This window comes from Xanthomonas graminis pv. graminis (assembly GCF_030168915.1).
GTDB lineage: Bacteria > Pseudomonadota > Gammaproteobacteria > Xanthomonadales > Xanthomonadaceae > Xanthomonas_A > Xanthomonas_A translucens.
The window spans coordinates 1,992,875-2,009,629 of record NZ_CP076255.1; the positions used below are offsets into that span (position 1 = coordinate 1,992,875).

Sequence of the window (16,755 nt, forward strand, 5' to 3'; positions counted from 1 at the left end):
GCGCGTGTCGGGCGCGCGAGGTGTTGGTGCCCGTACCCTCATCCGCCCCTTCGGTGCACCTTCCCCCGAGAAGGCCTGATTAGCGCTGTGTCTCAGCTGTCGTACGCAGTTGCTGCTCTGTGAGCCTTCCCGCGCCGGCCAGGGCACTGGCCAGGCGCGGCACCATGGCGGCCAGGTTGAAGCGGCGATTGAAGCGGTAGGCATGCGCATGCAGGTAGCGCGCGCCGTATTTGGGGAAGTCCACCGCATGGTGGGTGCCGCTAAGCGCCGTTTTGAGATTGCCCAGGATCGTATTGACCCAACGCAGACGAGGCTGCTGGACGCCTTTGCGGCCGCTTCCGGTCACGATGGCATCGTGGGTCAGGCCTGCCCAGCCCACACCGGTGAACGCTGTCAGCCCATCACTGACGACATGGGTGCCCGGTGCCAGTGCCTGCTGAGCCCACGTGTGCACGACGCTTCTTCGGAAGCTGGAGACCACATCCAGGCGGAGATAGCGCGGGCGCCCTTGATGCAGGGAAACCGCTGCAATAAACGGCACTTTATTGCGCCACTGCGGTTGGCCTGGACCACCGGCGCGTTCGCCGCCCAGATAGGCATCATCGATCTGGACCTCTCCGTCGAGCCGGCGTGACTGCTCACGATCGGCCATCGCCGACATCACTTTGTGCTTGATCCGCCATGCAGTGCGATAGCACACGCCCAGTTGCCGAGCCAGTTCCAGCGCAGCAATTCCGTTCTTGGCTTGGCTCACCAGATAGATGGCCAGCCACCACACCCGCAAGGGAAGCTTGGTGTCTGCCATGGGCGTGCCGGCGGTCAAGCTGGTCTGTACCCGGCAGCGCGCGCACTGCCACAGGTGCTGGCGTCCCCGCTCAAAGCCACTGGCATGCGTGTGTCCGCACTGCGGACACACGAAGCCATTGGGCCACCTGGCCTGAACCAAGGCCTCGACACATTGCGCCTCGGAGCCGTAGCGGCTCAGAAAAGCCGGAATCGAAAGCCCCTTTTGGAACTGGATCCGATTGAGCATCATCGCCGTATCTCACTGAAGAACCTGCATTTCTAAACCAAGGCAGCATCACCAGCTGAGACACAGCGCTAATCAGGCCGAGAAGGGGGCCATGGTCCCGGAGGGAGAAGGAAAGCGTGAGCTCCGCTGCCCCCGGGAGAGGGGTTGGGGTGAGGGTACGCCCGCACGCGAACCCTCGCCCAGGCACACCGCCACCGCAAAGCAGCGTTCCGGCACCGGCCGCTGCAATCGGTGCCTCGCGCCCCCAATTCCAATGCATCGCTTTGCAGGAAACCCATCTCCATGATGCCGATCTCCATCCTCGATCTCGCCCCGGTCTGCGAAGGCAGCGACACCACCCAGGCCTTCGCCAACATGCTGGACCTGGCGCAGCACGCCGAGCGCTGGGGCTATCACCGCTACTGGCTGGCCGAGCACCACAACATGCCCGGCATCGCCAGCGCCGCCACCGCGGTGCTGATCGGGCATGTGGCCGGCGGCACTAGCCGTATCCGGGTCGGCGCCGGCGGTATCATGCTGCCCAATCACGCGCCGCTGCAGGTGGCCGAGCAGTTCGGCACCCTGGCCTCGCTGTACCCGGGGCGCATCGACCTGGGCCTGGGCCGCGCGCCTGGCACCGACCAGGCCACGGCGCGTGCCTTGCGCCGCTATTTCGACAGCGCCGACCAGTTTCCGCACGACGTCGCCGAGCTGCTGCGCTATTTCGAACCGGCCGAGCTCGGCCAGCTGGTGCGCGCGGTGCCCGGCGCCGGCATCGAGGTGCCGGTGTGGCTGCTCGGCTCCAGCCTGTTCAGCGCGCGCCTGGCAGCCACGCTGGGGTTGCCGTTCGCGTTCGCCTCGCACTTCGCCCCGGACGCGATGGACGAGGCGTTGGCGGTGTACCGGCGCGAGTTCCGCCCCTCGGCGCGATTGCGCGATCCGTACGCGGTGCTGGCATTGAACGTCGTCGGCGCCGCGTCCATGGACGCGGCGCGGCGCCTGTTCACCACCCAGCAGCAGAGCTTCGTCAATCTGCGCCGCGGCCGCCCGGGCCTGATCCCGCCGCCGATCGACGACATCGAAGCGTTCTGGCAACCGCACGAAAAAGCCGGTGTGGAGCGCGCGCTGGCCTGCACCGTACTCGGCGATGCGGCCGAGGTCGCGCGCGGCATGGCAGAGTTCGTTGCCCGCCACCGTCCCGACGAACTGCTGCTGACCGCCAACATCCACGACCACGCGGCGCGGCTGCGCTCGTTCGCGATCGCTGCGCAGGCCTGGACTCAGGCGCTGGCTGCGTAGGCGTCGGCAGGCGCGGCCGCAGCGCACGGCCGCGTGCGCAGGCCAGCGGCCTGGGCTGGTTTGGTGCGCAAAGTAGACAAGTCGCGGCGACAGCGGCGGTTTTCACTCCGCGTTGCCTATGCTGTGGCTCAGATTCGGATGGCGCGCCAAGGGCTGGTGCGCACGTGGCAGGACACGGCATCGCGCCGCTCGGCGCCACGCATCCACGGATCGAAACAGGGGGCGTCACATGGAATCCGAATACCTGCCGCCGGCCGCGCGCGGCTGCGGCCTGGAGGCCGTCTTGCATCAGCTCGCGCTGCAGCTGCAACGTCTGCAGCGCACGGCGTACGAGGCCCAGGCGGCGCAGCCGCTGCGCAGGCAAGTGTTCCCCGAGGTGCCGGGTTCGGATTAGCGCCGCGTTGCCGGACCCGTCGTGTCCGCGGCGTGCGTGGCACGGCTGCGGCGCGACCATCTTCCCCGCCAAGCGCGGACTACAGCTTGTGCAGCCACGCGCGGCTCAGCTCCACCACCTGGTCCGAGGCCAGGCCCAGGCCGAGCGCCACCGCGATGCCGCCCAGCCACGACACCAGCATCAGGCCGCCGTCGCGCTCCAGCAGGGCCAGCGAGAACAGCAGCAGCATCGCGCCGAAGGCGTAGTTGGTGAACGGGATCGGCAGCGACAGCAAGATCCCCAGCACCACCAGCAGCAGGCCGCTGAAGGCGCGTGCCGGCAGCGTCTCGACCAGCGCCGGCAGGCGCGGTTTGAGCAGCTTGTCCAGCCGCCGCAGCCACGGCGCGATGCGCCCGACGAAGCGCTGCATGGTGCGCCGGCGCGGGCCGCGTTCGCCGATGAAGCGCGGCAGCCAGGGCTTGCGCAGGCCGATCAGCATCTGCGCGCCGATCAGCGTCACCAGCGGTCCGCTGAGGCCGCCGGCCAGGCCCGGCACCGGCAGAAATGCGGGCAGGATCGCCACGAACAGGAACACGCCGAACGCGCTGTGCTGCAGGTCGGCCAGGATCGTGCGCAGCCGCAGTTGTTCGTCCGGATCGCCGAGCAGGAAGCTGTCGAGCAGGGTGCGGATGCCTTCGGCGCGGTAGCCGTGAGCCTCGTCCGTGCCGGGTGTCTCACCCGGTGATGTCATCGCTGTTCTCGTCCTGCAGCTTGCTCAGCAGCAGCTTGTCCACGCGCGCGCCGTCCAGGTCCACGATCTCGATGCGCCAGCCGGCCCAGTCGAAGAACTCGCCGGCGTGCGGGATGCGGCCGAAGTAGTAGATGCACAGCCCGGCCAGGGTGTTGTAGTCGCCTTCCTCGGCCTTGGGCAGCTCGGCGCCGCCGAGCAGCTCGCGCAGGTCCTCGATCGCCAGCGAGCCGTCGATCAGCAGCGAGCCGTCGGCGCGGGTCACCACCAGCGCGTCCTCGTCGGCGTTGTCCACCGACTGCAGGCGCCCGACCACCGCGCCCATCAGGTCGCTGATCGTGACCAGGCCCTGGATCTCGCCGTACTCGTCCACCACCAGCGCCATCGACTGCTGTTCCTCGCGGAAGATCTCCAGCAGCTTCATCGCATGGGTGGACTCGGAGACGAACAGGGTCTCGCGCAGGCTCTGGAACAGCTGGGTGGCGTCGCCGTCCATGCGCGTGACCAGCGATTTCACTTCCAGCACGCCGGCGATGTCCTGGTCGCTGCCGCGGTACACCGGATAGCGCGAGAACTCGTGCTCGCGCATCGCCTGGAAGTTGCGCTCCGGCTCGGCATTGGCGTCGAGCCAGGCGATGCGGTTGCGCGGCGTCATCAGGCTGTCGGCGGTGCGGTCGCCCAGGCGCATGACCCGGTTCATCATGTCGCGCTCGTGGCTGTCGATCACCCCGGCCTCGTGGCTCTCGGCCACCAGCATGCGGATCTCCTCTTCGGTCACCGACGCCGACTGTTCGTTGCCCAGGCCGAGCACGCGCAGCACCAGCCGGGTCGAGCGCGACAGCACCCACACCGCCGGCGCGGCGATCAGGGCCAGCCAGCCCATCGGCACCGCGACGACGCCGGCGATGACTTCCGAGCGGGTCAGCGCCAGGCGCTTGGGCACCAGTTCGCCGAAGATCAGCGTCAGGAAGGTGATCAGCACGATCGCCAGGGTCTTGCCGATCACCGCCGACCAGGGCTGCGGCTGCCCGATCAGGCTGAAGGTGGCCGACAGCGTCGGAAACAGCGACTGCAGCTTGGTCGCGATCGCCTCGCCGATGGCGTCGCCGCCGAACACGCCGGTCAGGATGCCGATCGCGGTGATGCCGATCTGCACCGTGGACAGGAAGTTTTCCGGGTTCTCGGCCAGCGCCAGCGCCTTGGCCGCGCGCGTGCTGGATTGCGCCATCTGCTTCAGGCGGCTCTTGCGCGAGGTCATCAGCGACATCTCGGACATCGCGAAGAAGCCGTTCAGCAGCACCAGGGCTGCCACGACCAATAATTCAAGCATGCGCGCGCTCCCTGGCGGCGAGGGAGACGGGGACATGAGCGCCGAGGCGGCGCGGGGGAGGGGGGCTGGGGTGGTCGTCCATAGGGTGCGCCAGACAACGGCGCAGCTGCATGGTAGCAAACCCGGACGGTGGCGGCGTCCACGCGCCGCCGACGCGCTGCCGCCGGTCGCCGGATTCCCCCGTGTTGTCAGCAAACGGTCATAATTCCGCCCCGGTGCCGTCCCTCCCGCGACGGCGGGAAGCGCGTTTCATGTTCTCGTTGCAGACCATCTTCGGTTCCGGCAAGCAGTTCTACACCCTGCTCGACGAGGCGGCGCAGGCCGCCTACGACAGCACCAAGGCCCTGCATTCGATGATGCGCGAGTCGGACCGGCAGCCGGCGCTGGACGCCTTCAAGCTGGCGCGGCTGCGCGAACGCGCCGCGGCCGACAAGATCGGCCAGGCCCTGGTCGACAGCTTCATGACCCCGATCGAGCGCGAGGACATCGAGGCGCTGGGCTCGGCGCTGTACAAGATCCCCAAGCAGGTGGAGAAGTTCGCCGACCGCTATTCGCTGGCGGTGCAGCACCTGGAGCACATCGATTTCGCGCCGCGCGCGGCGATGCTGGAACAGGCTGCGGCGGTGGTGGTGGAGATGGTCCACGACCTGCGCAACATGCACCTGGACCGGATGAGCGCGCTCAACGACCGGCTGCGCTCGCTGGAGAACGAGGCCGACCGGCTGATGCTCGAGCTATACCGCGACATCTACTCCGGGCGCCTGGACAACCTGCAGATGTTCCTGCTCAAGGAGTTCTTCGAGATCCTGGAGAAGGCCATCGACCGCTGCCGCGAGGCCGGCGTGGTGGTCTACCAGATCGTGCTGAAGAATTCGTAATGGACACCGGACGCATCCGCGGCATGCATGGCCGCGCCGCCATGCCCGCCGCCGCGACATCGGCCTCCGGCGCGAGGAGCGCACGATGCTGACGCTGGTCCTGATCGTGATCCTGGCCGCGCTGGTGTTCGAGTTCATCAACGGCTTCCACGACACCGCCAACTCCATCGCCACCGTGGTCGCGACCAAGGTGCTCAGCCCCGGCTGGGCGGTGATCCTGGCCGCCGGCATGAACCTGCTCGGCGCGCTGACCGGCACCGCGGTGGCGATGACCATCGCCTCGGGCCTGCTCAACACCGACGTGGTCACGGTCACCCCGCAGGTAATCCTGTGCGCGCTGCTCGGCGGCATCGTCTGGAACCTGATCACCTGGTGGAAAGGCCTGCCGTCCTCGTCCTCGCACGCCCTGATCGGCGGCCTGTGCGGCGCCGGCCTGGCCGCGGCGCACAACAACTGGGGCGCGCTGATCTGGTCGCAGAACGTCGGCGACTGGGCCAGGAACAAGGGCCTGCTGTGGAAGGTGTTCGTGCCGATGATCACCTCGCCGATCGCCGGCTTCCTGCTCGGCATCGCGGTGATGCTGCTGCTGTGGGCGATCATCGCCGGCATGGCCGCGCTCGGCGGCCGCATCGGGCGGCTGGCGCGGCCGCGCTGGATCATCGCCATGACCCTGGTCGGCGCGCAGAGCACCGGCGCGCTGGACGAACTACCGTCCTGGCTGGCATTCCTGCATCCGGCGGCCAGCGCGGGGCAGGGCATCGCCACCTGGATCGTGCTGACCTGCGCGGTGGTGATGGCCGCCGGCACCGCGTCGGGCGGCTGGAAGATCATCAAGACGCTGGGCCACAAGATGGTCAAGCTGCACCCGATCCACGGCTTCGCCGCGGAAACCAGCTCGGCGACGATCCTGACCCTGGCCGCCCACTTCGGCATGCCGGTGTCCACCACCCACAGCATCTCCACCGCGATCATGGGCGTGGGCTTCGCCAAAAACCCGCGCTCGCTGCGCTTCGGGGTGATCGAGCGCATCGTCTGGGCCTGGATCCTGACCATCCCGGCGGCGGCCGGGGTGGCGTATTTGATCTTCCGGATGTTCGCGTTGTTCGGCTGGGTGGGGTGAGGCGGGACTCGGGACCCGGGACTCGGGACTCGAAGAACGGAAGTCGGTAAAGCTTCAGTTCGCGGCGCGGCGCTCTTCCGAGTCCCGGGTCCCGGGTCCCGATCAGTTAGCCCGATACATCGCCATAACATCCCCACGCAGCGCCCGCTGGCTATCAGGACGGTTGTAGAACATGTGCCCGCCCGGATAGTTCCTGACCTGCACCCGGGTCGGGTCGTTGCCCATCACCGGCATCTGGTCCACGGTCAGCACCGAACCCATGAACGGGCATGACAGGTCGTTCCAGCCGTGCACGATCAGCACCCGCAGTCGGGGGTCGATCGCCACCGCCTGGCGCAGGTCGGTCACCGAGCCCTTGCGCAGTTCGTCGTTCCAGTCCCACAGCTTGTTCACGTCGTAGTTCAGCGCCTGGTAGCGCGCGTCCACCTTCCAGCCGACCACGCGGGTTACGAAGTTCACCATCGCGGTGGTGGTCGGGGCGATGATGCTGTCCAGCAACGGGTCGTTGGCGCGCTGCTCGGGCGCGTTCGGGAACGGGTCGAATGCGGTGACGTTGGAGTCGTAGCGGCTGCCGAGCTGGCCCTTGTCGCGGAACACTTCGCGCAGGTAGGCCTGGGTCTCCAGGCGGCCGCCGGCGCGGCGCACGTAGATCGGGTCCAGCCCGGTCATCGCCGCCACCTGCTGGATCATGCGTTCGCTGCCGGCCGCATCCGAGCGCCCGCGCAGCAGCGCGGTGACGTAGTCGCCGCGGGTGTAGTCGATCACCTGGCGCATCGCCTCCGGGGTCAGCCGCTGCTCGCGCTCCAAATGCGCGGCGGCGATCGAGGGCAGGGTCAGCATCCACGCCAGCGGCGATACGTCGCCGTTGTCGTCCAGGCTCGGGTTGAGGTACGGCGAGACCAGCACCACGCCGTTCATCGCCACGCCCAGCTGGGTCTGCAGGTAATGGGTGATGCGCGGGCCGCGGAAGCCGCCGTAGCTCTCGCCGACCAGGTACTTGCGCGACTGCAGGCGCTGGTTCTTCAGCAACCAGTCGTAGATCGTGCGCGACAGGTATTCGATGTCGGCCTGCGGGTTGTAGAACAGCTTCTTGGCCTGCTCGTCGGCGACCCGCGCACGGCTGAAGCCGGTGCCGACCGGGTCGATGAACACCAGGTCGGTGAAGTCCAGCCAGGTGCCGGGATTGTCGTGCAGCGTCGCCGGCGCCGAGGCGCTGTCGCCCTCGCTGCCGAAGCTGACCACCTTCGGCCCGATCGCGCCCAGGTTGAGGTAGACCGAGGCCGCGCCGGGACCGCCGTTCAGGGCGAAGGTCACCGGGCGGTCCTTGCCGTCCACGGTGTAGGCGGTGAACACCACGTCGGCCACGGTCTTGCCCTGTGCGTCCTTCACCGGCAGCGTGCCGACAGTGGCGGTGTAGCTGAGCGACTTGCCGTCCACGTGGGTGACCTGGCGCACTTTCGCGTCGGCCGGCAGCGCGGCCGGCCTGGCCGGCTCGGCGCTGTCGGCTTTATCGGTTTTGTCTGGCGTGTCGGCAGCGTCGGCCAAGGCGGCGGAGATCGGCAGCACGGCCAGCAACAACGCCGCCAGCAGCGGTTTGAACAGGTTCGGCACGGGGAGGGCGCTCTGCACAAGGGGAGCCGGCATGCTAGGCCGCGGCGCGGCGCGCGCGGATGTGCACAAAGGCATGGTCGGCGCGCCAATGATCGCGGTGGCGGATGGCCCTGGGCGCTGCCCTGGATCGTCACGGCGCTGCAGACGCTTGAACAGCCGGCACTCGGGGCGATCGCCAAACGCTTCGCCCGCTGCCGCGGCCGCGGCGGTCGGAGGTGGCCTGCTGCGTTCGTCGCGTCTGAAGCCGCTTGTGTCTGGAGATTGCTCTACAGTTTGAGTGGAGAGCGATGTGCGGCACGCCGACAGGCCGTAGTGTTCAAGCACGTGTAGGAGCCAGGGCGGCCGCACATCGACCTCGTTGCCTAGCCCGAACAGTTGAACGAGCGTTCGCTCGAACTTCACAAGCGTGGGCAGCGACGAGGTGGCTCTCTCCTGTCCCCCAGTCTACCTAACGCTTATGCCTCTTTGGATCGGTATCGATGTGGCCAAGGACACCTTGGCCGTCCACGTGCTTCCCCTGGACCAGTTGCTGTCCTTTCCCAATACCGCCCAGGGCCACCAGCGCCTGTGCGACCACCTTGCCGGGCACTGCGTCGGCAACGCGCTGCTGGAGGCCACCGGCGGCTACGAACGGGCGGTGATGACGGCACTGGCCACGGCAGGGATCCCGGTGACCCGGATCAATCCGCGCCGGGCACGCGCTTTCGCCACGGCCTTGGGCACAACCGCCAAGACCGATCCGCTGGATGCGGCCTTGCTGGCGCGCATGGCTCACCTGGTGCAAGCGCCCGCGCCGGCTCCCGATCCCTTGCGTGAGCAACTGCGCATGCTGGTCCAGCGCCGCGAGCAACTGGTCCAGCAACGTGACGACGAGCGCCGTCGCTTGCATCAGGCGACCCTGGCCATGGTGCGCGCGTGCCTGATCGAGCAGATCGGCGACGTGCGCCGCCGTATCCAGCGGATGAACCAGGCGATCAAGCAGGTGCGGTGCCAGCTCGACGATGCGCTGGCGCACGCCCTGGGCACGGTCCCGGGCATCGGCGAGGTCACCACCGCCAGCCTGATGGCCTATCTGCCCGAACTGGGGACGCTGGATCGTCGCCAGATCGCGGCCCTGGTCGGCCTGGCTCCCTACAACGTGGACAGCGGGCAGCACTGCGGCAAACGCCGCATCCGCGGCGGGCGTGCCACGATCCGACGAGTGCTGTACATGGCCTGTTGGAGCGTTGTGCGCACTCAAGCCTCCTTCAAGGAGCGTTATCAACAGTTACGGGCACGCGGCAAGCCCGCCAAGGTCGCCATCACCGCATGCATGCGCGTGCTGCTTATCCGACTCAACGCCATGGCACGAGATCGCACACCATGGCGTGAGGTTATCGGATGAGAAGACAGTTGCTCCTACACGGCCCGCGGATCGCCTGCCGGGTGCACTGTAGGAGCAACTTCAGCCGCGACAACGTCCGAAGCCGGAAGGCCCGCCGCTGCGTTCGTCGCGACTGAAGTCGCTCCTACAAGCGCTGCATCGGCGCCGCCGAGCTGCGCGGCCTCTTGTAGGAGGGACTTCAGTCCCGACGGCATGCCCGTTCGGAACATTCACCACTGCGCTCGTCGCGGCTGAAGACCGTTGTTCCTACAGGATGCTTCGGCTCGACCGCTTGCGCAGGATGGTCGAGTCGCCGCCAGACCCATCCCGACTCCTCAAACCCAGCCCCTCAGACCTCCAGCGACGCCAGGTCGCCCTTGGTCTCCAGCCACTGCTTGCGATCGCCGGCGCGCTTCTTGGCCAGCAGCATGTCCATCAGCGAACCGGTCTCGTCGCCGTCGGCGACGGTCAGCTGCACCAGCCGCCGCGTGTCCGGGTGGATGGTGGATTCGCGCAACTGCTGCGGGTTCATTTCGCCCAGGCCCTTGAAGCGGGTCACGCTGAGCTGGCCCTTGAGCTTCTCGCGCGCGATCTTTTCCAGCAGCGAGCGCTTCTCTTCCTCGTCCAGTGCGTAGAACACCTGCTTGCCCACATCGACGCGGAACAGCGGCGGCATCGCCACGAACACGTGGCCAGCCTTCACCAGCGTCGGGAAGTGGCGCAGGAACAGCGCGGTGAGCAGGGTGGCGATGTGCAGGCCGTCGGAGTCGGCGTCGGCCAGGATCACCACCTTGCCGTAGCGCAGCCCGCTGATGTCGTCCTTGCCCGGATCGCAGCCGATCGCGATCGCCAGGTTGTGCACTTCCTCGGAGGCCAGCACGCTGCCGGAGGCCACTTCCCAGGTGTTGAGGATCTTGCCGCGCAGCGGCAGGATCGCCTGGAAGTCCTTGTCGCGTGCCTGCTTGGCGCTGCCGCCGGCCGAGTCGCCCTCCACCAGGAACAGCTCGGTGCGCGACAGGTCCTGGCTGATGCAGTCGGCCAGTTTGCCGGGCAGGGCCGGGCCGGAAGTGACCTTCTTGCGGGTGATCTGCTTTTCGGTCTTCAGCCGCGCGCTGGCGCGGTCGATCGCGATCTGCGCGATGCGCGTGCCGGTGTCCACGTTCTGGTTCAGCCACAGGCTGAAGGCGTCGTGCGCGGCGCCTTCGATGAAGCCGGCGGCCTGGCGCGAGGACAGGCGTTCCTTGGTCTGGCCGCTGAACTGCGGGTCGGTCATCTTCAGCGACAGCACGAAGGTGACCCGGTCCCACACGTCTTCCGGCGCCAGCTTGACCCCGCGCGGCAACAGGTTGCGGAAGTCGCAGAATTCGCGCAGCGCGTCGGTGAAGCCGCTGCGCAGGCCGTTGACGTGGGTGCCGTGCTGAGCGGTCGGGATCAGGTTGACGTAGCTTTCCTGCACCAGTTCGCCGTCGGCGACCCAGGCCACCGCCCAGTCCACGATCTCGCGGTCCTTCTTCAGGTTGCCGACGAACAGGTCGGCCGGCAGCGGCTCGCGCTCGGCCAGCTCGCCCTTGAGGTAGTCGCGCAGGCCGTCCTCGAAATACCAGGTGTCCTGCTCGCCGGTTGCCTCGTCGTGCAGCTTCACGGTCAGGCCGGGGCACAGCACCGCCTTGGCGCGCAGCAGGTGGCGCAGCGCGCGCACCGCGAACTTGGGCGTGTCGAAATACTTGGGGTCGGCCCAGAACCGCAGCCGGGTGCCGGTGTTCTTCTTGCCGACGCTGCCGACGATCTCCAGTTTCGAGGCGGGGAAGCCGTCGCCGAATTCCATCCGGTATTCGTTGCCGTCGCGCTTGATGAACAGCTCCACCTTCTTCGACAGCGCATTGACCACGCTGACGCCGACGCCGTGCAGGCCGCCGCTGAAGGTGTAGTTGCGGTCGTTGAACTTGCCGCCGGCGTGCAGCCGGGTCAGGATCAGTTCGACGCCGGAAATCTTCTCTTCCGGATGGATGTCCACCGGCATGCCGCGGCCGTCGTCGGAGACCTCGCAGCTGCCGTCCTTGAACAGGGTCACCTCGATGTGCCGGGCGTGGCCGGCCAGCGCCTCGTCCACGGCGTTGTCGATGACTTCCTGCGCCAGGTGGTTGGGGCGTGCGGTGTCGGTGTACATGCCCGGCCTGCGCTTGACCGGGTCCAGGCCAGAGAGAACTTCGATGTCGGCGGCGTTGTAGCGGGTATTCATGCGTCTCAACAGGTGGCGCGAAGCAGATCCGGAAGTGTGCGGTGTGCGGCGGCTTTTTGCACGTCGCCGGTGTTCAGGGCCAGTGCCGTGGCGGCGCGTTAGCCTTGCACTGGAAAATCCGCGACGGCATCCCCATTGTCGTTGCAGCCTTACAGAGGAGTACGCCATGAACGTTCGCAAGCTGATGACCCTGGCTGCGCTGGTCGCCGCCGCGGTGGCCATCCCGGTGGCGATGGCCCAGGCGCAGAGCGCCGATCCGGCCGCCTCCGGCGCCGCCGCCTACGAGGCGCAGGTCGCGAAGGAGAAGGCCGAGGCCGATGCCAAGGCCAAGCGCCGCGCCGCGGCGGCGGCCGAGCACAAGGCCGGCAAGGACGCGGCTGCGCCGAAGAAAGAGGAAGAAGAGGAAGCGCGCAAGCCCTGAGCGCGCGCCCTGTTGCGACCTGCGACGCCCCGGCTGCTGCCGGGGCGTTTTGTTTTGTGGGGTCGATCGGTCCGAAAGCGCTTGGGCAAATCGGCTTCACCCGTTAAACTATGGCTTTCCGGGAGGCCTTCGAGCCATGACCCCCCTGATCTTCGTTACTGGCGGCGTAGTGTCCTCGCTTGGCAAGGGCATCGCGGCCGCTTCGCTTGCGTCCATTCTCGAAGCACGTGGCCTGTCGGTCACGATGATGAAGCTGGACCCCTACATCAACGTCGACCCGGGCACGATGAGCCCGTTCCAGCATGGCGAGGTGTACGTCACCGACGACGGCGCCGAGACCGACCTGGACCTGGGCCACTACGAGCGTTTCGTGCGCACCCGCCTGTCGCGCAAGAATTCGGTCACCACCGGCCGCATCTACGAGAACGTGATCCGCAAGGAGCGCCGCGGCGATTATCTGGGCGCCACCGTGCAGGTGATCCCGCACATCACCGACGAGATCCGCCGTTGCGTTGACGAGGCCACCGCCGGGTTCGACGTGGCGCTGGTGGAAATCGGCGGCACCGTTGGCGATATCGAGTCGCTGCCGTTCCTGGAGGCGATCCGCCAGGTGCGCACCGAGCGCGGTGCCGAGCGCGCGCTGTTCATGCATCTCACCCTGGTGCCGTACATCGCCGCCGCCGGCGAGTTGAAGACCAAGCCGACCCAGCACTCGGTCAAGGAACTGCGCTCGATCGGCATCCAGCCGGACGTGCTGCTGTGCCGCTCCGAGCAGGCGATTCCGGATTCGGAGCGGCGCAAGATCGCGCTGTTCACCAACGTCTCCGAGCGCGCGGTGATCAGCGCCGCCGACATCGACGTGCTCTACGGCATGCCGCTGGAACTGCACCGGCAGGGCCTGGACGAGATCGTCATCGACCAGTTCAAGCTGCGCGACAAGGTCGGCCCGGCCGATCTGTCCGAATGGGAAGCGGTGGTGGACGCCACCAAGCATCCGCTCGACGAGGTCACCATCGCCGTGGTCGGCAAGTATGTGGACCACCAGGACGCGTACAAGTCGGTCGGCGAGGCGCTCAAGCACGGCGGCCTGCGCCAGCGCACCAAGGTCACCCTGAAGTGGCTGGAGGCGCAGGAACTGGAAGGCAGCGACCTGTCGGCGCTGGCCGACGTGGACGGCATCCTGGTCCCCGGCGGCTTCGGCGACCGCGGCTTCGAAGGCAAGGTGCTGACCTCGCGCTATGCGCGCGAACACCGCGTGCCGTACTTCGGCATCTGCTACGGCATGCAGGCGGCGGTGGTCGATTACGCGCGCCATGTGGCCGGTCTGGACGGCGCCAACAGCACCGAGAACGACCGCCAGTCGCCGTATCCGGTGATCGGCCTGATCACCGAGTGGCGTACCGCCAGCGGCGACGTGGAGAAGCGCGACGAGAAGTCGGATCTGGGCGGCACCATGCGCCTGGGCCTGCAGGAGCAGCGGCTCAAGCCCGGCACGCTGTCGCGCGAGATGTACGGCAAGGACGTGGTGTCCGAGCGCCACCGCCATCGCTACGAGTTCAACAACCGCTACCGCACCCAGCTGGAGGATGCGGGCCTGGTGATTTCCGCCAAGTCGATGGACGACACCCTGGTGGAGATGATCGAGTTGCCGCGCGAGGTGCACCCGTGGTTCCTGGCCTGCCAGGCGCACCCGGAGTTCCTGTCCACGCCCCGCGACGGCCATCCGCTGTTCATCGGCTTCGTGCGCGCCGCGCGCGAGAAGAAGGCCGGCGGCAACCTGTTGAAGGAAGCGCGCGCCTGATTGATTCCTTCTCCCTCCGGGACCATGGCCCCCTTTTCGGGGGAAGGTGGCGCGAAGCGCCGGAGGAGGGTACGGGCGCAGCCTCGCGCAGACGATTTCCATGAAGCTGCGCCCGCACCCTCGTCCCAACCCCTTGCTCCCGCGGGACTTCCTTCGGTCGCCGGTGGGAGAGGGGCTTAAGCTTCGCCCGTGCCTTACACCACCCCCTCCCAATGGGAGAGGGGCTCAACCCAATAGGTGATCCAATGAAACTGTGTGGCTTCGAAGTCGGCCTGGACCAGCCGCTGTTCCTGATCGCCGGCCCGTGCGTGATCGAGTCGATGCAGCTGCAGCTGGACGTGGCCGGCAAGCTCAAGGAGATCACCGGCAGGCTGGGGATCAACTTCATCTTCAAGTCGAGCTTCGACAAGGCCAACCGCACCTCCGGCACCAGCTTCCGCGGCCCTGGCCTGGAAGAAGGGCTGAAGGTGCTCGAGGCGGTGAAGAAGCAGATCGGCGTGCCGGTGCTGACCGACGTGCACGAATACACGCCGATGCACGAAGTGGCGGCGGTGGTCGACGTGCTGCAGACCCCGGCGTTCCTGGTGCGGCAGACCGACTTCATCAAGAACGTCTGCGCCGCCGGCAAGCCGGTCAACATCAAGAAGGGCCAGTTCCTGTCGCCCTGGGACATGAAGCCGGTGGTGGACAAGGCCAGGTCCACCGGCAACGAGCAGATCATGGTCTGCGAGCGCGGCGCCAGCTTCGGCTACAACAACCTGGTCAGCGACATGCGCTCGCTGAGCGTGATGCGCGAGACCGGCTGCCCGGTGGTGTTCGACGCCACCCATTCGGTGCAGTTGCCGGGCGGGCAGGGCAGCACCTCCGGCGGCCAGCGCGAGTTCGTGCCGGTGCTGGCGCGCGCGGCGGTGGCGGTGGGCGTGTCCGGCGTGTTCGCCGAAACCCATCCGGATCCGTCCAAGGCGCTGTCCGATGGCCCCAATGCCTGGCCGCTGGACAAGATGGAAGCGCTGCTGGAGACGCTGATGGCGCTGGACGCGATCACCAAGCGCAGCGGCTTCCTGGAGCACGGGCTGGGCTGATGCGGCGCGCGTGCGGGTGCGTCGGCTCTGCGCACGCACCCGCATCCTGCGCAGCGCTCGCCCTGTTCGGACCCGTGCACGGCGCCGGCGCGGCGCGCGGTGCATTTGGCAAGCAGCGGCGCTGCGGCCATAATCCGACGGTTTCCGGTGTCCCCCTTCTTTCCTGGTAACCGACTGGACTTATGACCACTATCGCCAAGATCCACGCCCGCGAGATTCTCGATTCCCGCGGCAATCCCACGCTCGAAGCGGAAGTCACGCTGGCCGACGGCTCGCTGGGCCGCGCCGCGGTGCCGTCGGGCGCTTCCACCGGCACCAAGGAAGCGGTCGAGCTGCGCGATGGCGACAAGACCCGCTACCTGGGCAAGGGCGTGCGCAAGGCGGTGGAGAACGTCAACACCACCATCGCCAGCGCGTTGCAGGGTTTCGACGGTGCCGACCAGCAGGGTCTGGACCGGCGCCTGATCGACCTGGACGGCACCGAGAACAAGGGCCGCCTCGGCGCCAACGCGCTGCTCGGGGTGTCGCTGGCCAACGCGCATGCGGTCGCCGCCTCGCGCAAGCAGGCGCTGTGGCAGTATCTGGCCGGCGCCAACACCGCCAACGTGGCGCTGCCGGTGCCGATGATGAACATCATCAACGGCGGCGCGCATGCCGACAACAACGTCGATTTCCAGGAATTCATGGTGCTGCCGGTCGGCGCCGCGTCGTTCTCCGAGGCGCTGCGCGCCGGCACCGAGATCTTCCACGCGCTCAAGGCGGTGCTGAAGGGCCATGGCCTGTCCACCGCGGTCGGCGACGAGGGCGGCTTCGCCCCGGACTTCCGCAGCAACGTGGAAGCGCTGGACACCATCCTTGAGGCGATCGGCAAGGCCGGCTACACCGCCGGCGAAGACGTGCTGCTGGGCCTGGACGTGGCCTCCAGCGAGTTCTACGACAACGGCAAGTACCACCTGGTGGGCGAGGGCAAGCGCCTGACCAGCGAGCAGTTCGTCGACTTCCTCGCCGACTGGGCCGCGCAGTACCCGATCGTCAGCATCGAAGACGGCCTGGCCGAGGACGACTGGGCCGGCTGGAAGCTGCTGACCGAGCGCCTCGGCAGCAAGGTGCAGCTGGTCGGCGACGACCTGTTCGTCACCAACCCGAAGATCTTCAAGCAGGGCATCGAGTCCGGCACCGCCAACGCGATCCTGATCAAGGTCAACCAGATCGGCACCCTGACCGAGACCCTGGAAGCGATCGCCATGGCCGACGCCGCCGGTTACGCGGCGATCGTCTCGCACCGTTCCGGCGAGACCGAGGACACCACCATCGCCGACATCGCCGTGGCCACCACCGCCACCCAGATCAAGACCGGCTCGCTGTGCCGCAGCGACCGCGTGGCCAAGTACAACCAGCTGCTGCGGATCGAGGAAGCGCTGGGCAGCGGCGCGCGCTACGCAGGGCGCGACGCATTCGTCTCGCTCAAGCGGTAAGCC

General features: G+C 67.7%; 14 protein-coding genes. 9 read left to right on the forward strand and 5 right to left on the reverse strand.

The window, feature by feature from the left end; all coding sequences use genetic code 11:
* Positions 1-79 precede the first annotated feature (79 nt).
* Positions 80-1,036, reverse strand: a complete 957-nt coding sequence (locus KHF85_RS08715; RefSeq protein ID WP_284568082.1) for an IS1595 family transposase — start codon at positions 1,034-1,036, stop codon at positions 80-82.
* Positions 1,037-1,315: 279 nt separating this feature from the next.
* Here KHF85_RS08715 and KHF85_RS08720 point away from each other — a divergent pair, with 279 nt between their 5' ends.
* Positions 1,316-2,311, forward strand: coding sequence for an LLM class flavin-dependent oxidoreductase (locus KHF85_RS08720; protein WP_284569267.1), 996 nt, complete (start codon positions 1,316-1,318; stop codon positions 2,309-2,311).
* 229 nt (positions 2,312-2,540) lie between these two features.
* Positions 2,541-2,705, forward strand: a complete 165-nt coding sequence (locus KHF85_RS08725; RefSeq protein WP_175402470.1) for a hypothetical protein — start codon at positions 2,541-2,543, stop codon at positions 2,703-2,705.
* A 79-nt stretch (positions 2,706-2,784) separates the two neighbouring features.
* Here the strand turns inward: KHF85_RS08725 and KHF85_RS08730 are convergent, their stop codons facing one another.
* Together KHF85_RS08730 and KHF85_RS08735 are read right to left on the reverse strand one after the other, a co-directional pair.
* Positions 2,785-3,435, reverse strand: coding sequence for an exopolysaccharide biosynthesis protein (locus tag KHF85_RS08730; protein ID WP_284569268.1), 651 nt, complete (start codon positions 3,433-3,435; stop codon positions 2,785-2,787).
* On the reverse strand, positions 3,419-4,762 hold the full coding sequence (locus KHF85_RS08735; RefSeq protein ID WP_284569269.1) for a hemolysin family protein: 1,344 nt from the start codon (positions 4,760-4,762) through the stop codon (positions 3,419-3,421). The genes KHF85_RS08730 and KHF85_RS08735 overlap by 17 nt, the downstream gene beginning before the upstream one ends.
* 251 nt (positions 4,763-5,013) lie before the next feature.
* Between KHF85_RS08735 and KHF85_RS08740 the strand changes: the two genes are divergently transcribed.
* Together KHF85_RS08740 and KHF85_RS08745 are read left to right on the forward strand one after the other, a co-directional pair.
* The gene (locus tag KHF85_RS08740) at positions 5,014-5,640 is read left to right on the forward strand and encodes a DUF47 domain-containing protein (RefSeq protein WP_284569270.1); all 627 of its coding nucleotides are present in this window, start codon (positions 5,014-5,016) and stop codon (positions 5,638-5,640) included.
* A gap of 85 nt (positions 5,641-5,725) precedes the next feature.
* On the forward strand, positions 5,726-6,760 hold the full coding sequence (locus KHF85_RS08745) for an inorganic phosphate transporter (RefSeq protein WP_284569271.1): 1,035 nt from the start codon (positions 5,726-5,728) through the stop codon (positions 6,758-6,760).
* A 102-nt stretch (positions 6,761-6,862) separates the two neighbouring features.
* Here the strand turns inward: KHF85_RS08745 and KHF85_RS08750 are convergent, their stop codons facing one another.
* A complete protein-coding gene (locus KHF85_RS08750) occupies positions 6,863-8,404 on the reverse strand; it encodes a S10 family peptidase (RefSeq protein WP_284569272.1) in 1,542 nt (513 codons plus the stop codon).
* 424 nt (positions 8,405-8,828) lie between these two features.
* Between KHF85_RS08750 and KHF85_RS08755 the strand changes: the two genes are divergently transcribed.
* Positions 8,829-9,755: an IS110 family RNA-guided transposase gene (locus KHF85_RS08755; RefSeq protein ID WP_284566813.1), complete on the forward strand. Its 927-nt coding sequence runs from the start codon at positions 8,829-8,831 to the stop codon at positions 9,753-9,755.
* A gap of 328 nt (positions 9,756-10,083) precedes the next feature.
* Here KHF85_RS08755 and parE read toward each other — a convergent pair whose 3' ends face one another.
* Complete coding sequence (parE, locus tag KHF85_RS08760) at positions 10,084-11,973, reverse strand: DNA topoisomerase IV subunit B (protein ID WP_284569273.1); 1,890 nt, start codon at positions 11,971-11,973, stop codon at positions 10,084-10,086.
* Positions 11,974-12,139: 166 nt separating this feature from the next.
* Here parE and KHF85_RS08765 point away from each other — a divergent pair, with 166 nt between their 5' ends.
* The 4 genes from KHF85_RS08765 (at position 12,140) to eno (ending at position 16,752) form a co-directional block, all read left to right on the forward strand.
* On the forward strand, positions 12,140-12,394 hold the full coding sequence (locus KHF85_RS08765; RefSeq protein ID WP_284569274.1) for a hypothetical protein: 255 nt from the start codon (positions 12,140-12,142) through the stop codon (positions 12,392-12,394).
* Between the two features lie 136 nt (positions 12,395-12,530).
* Entirely contained in the window at positions 12,531-14,195 is a 1,665-nt protein-coding gene (locus tag KHF85_RS08770) for a CTP synthase (RefSeq protein ID WP_284569275.1), read from the forward strand.
* 245 nt (positions 14,196-14,440) lie between these two features.
* A complete protein-coding gene (kdsA, locus tag KHF85_RS08775) occupies positions 14,441-15,277 on the forward strand; it encodes a 3-deoxy-8-phosphooctulonate synthase (protein WP_284569276.1) in 837 nt (278 codons plus the stop codon).
* A gap of 182 nt (positions 15,278-15,459) precedes the next feature.
* A complete protein-coding gene (gene eno, locus KHF85_RS08780) occupies positions 15,460-16,752 on the forward strand; it encodes a phosphopyruvate hydratase (protein WP_284569277.1) in 1,293 nt (430 codons plus the stop codon).
* Positions 16,753-16,755 lie beyond the last annotated feature (3 nt).

Coding starts and splice junctions, on each gene's coding strand:
- KHF85_RS08715 (WP_284568082.1), bottom strand. CDS start 1,036: ATGATGCTCAATCGGATCCAGTTCCAAAAGGGGCTTTCGATTCCGGCT.
- KHF85_RS08720 (WP_284569267.1), top strand. CDS start 1,316: ATGATGCCGATCTCCATCCTCGATCTCGCCCCGGTCTGCGAAGGCAGC.
- KHF85_RS08725 (WP_175402470.1), top strand. CDS start 2,541: ATGGAATCCGAATACCTGCCGCCGGCCGCGCGCGGCTGCGGCCTGGAG.
- KHF85_RS08730 (WP_284569268.1), bottom strand. CDS start 3,435: ATGACATCACCGGGTGAGACACCCGGCACGGACGAGGCTCACGGCTAC.
- KHF85_RS08735 (WP_284569269.1), bottom strand. CDS start 4,762: ATGCTTGAATTATTGGTCGTGGCAGCCCTGGTGCTGCTGAACGGCTTC.
- KHF85_RS08740 (WP_284569270.1), top strand. CDS start 5,014: ATGTTCTCGTTGCAGACCATCTTCGGTTCCGGCAAGCAGTTCTACACC.
- KHF85_RS08745 (WP_284569271.1), top strand. CDS start 5,726: ATGCTGACGCTGGTCCTGATCGTGATCCTGGCCGCGCTGGTGTTCGAG.
- KHF85_RS08750 (WP_284569272.1), bottom strand. CDS start 8,404: ATGCCGGCTCCCCTTGTGCAGAGCGCCCTCCCCGTGCCGAACCTGTTC.
- KHF85_RS08755 (WP_284566813.1), top strand. CDS start 8,829: ATGCCTCTTTGGATCGGTATCGATGTGGCCAAGGACACCTTGGCCGTC.
- parE (WP_284569273.1), bottom strand. CDS start 11,973: ATGAATACCCGCTACAACGCCGCCGACATCGAAGTTCTCTCTGGCCTG.
- KHF85_RS08765 (WP_284569274.1), top strand. CDS start 12,140: ATGAACGTTCGCAAGCTGATGACCCTGGCTGCGCTGGTCGCCGCCGCG.
- KHF85_RS08770 (WP_284569275.1), top strand. CDS start 12,531: ATGACCCCCCTGATCTTCGTTACTGGCGGCGTAGTGTCCTCGCTTGGC.
- kdsA (WP_284569276.1), top strand. CDS start 14,441: ATGAAACTGTGTGGCTTCGAAGTCGGCCTGGACCAGCCGCTGTTCCTG.
- eno (WP_284569277.1), top strand. CDS start 15,460: ATGACCACTATCGCCAAGATCCACGCCCGCGAGATTCTCGATTCCCGC.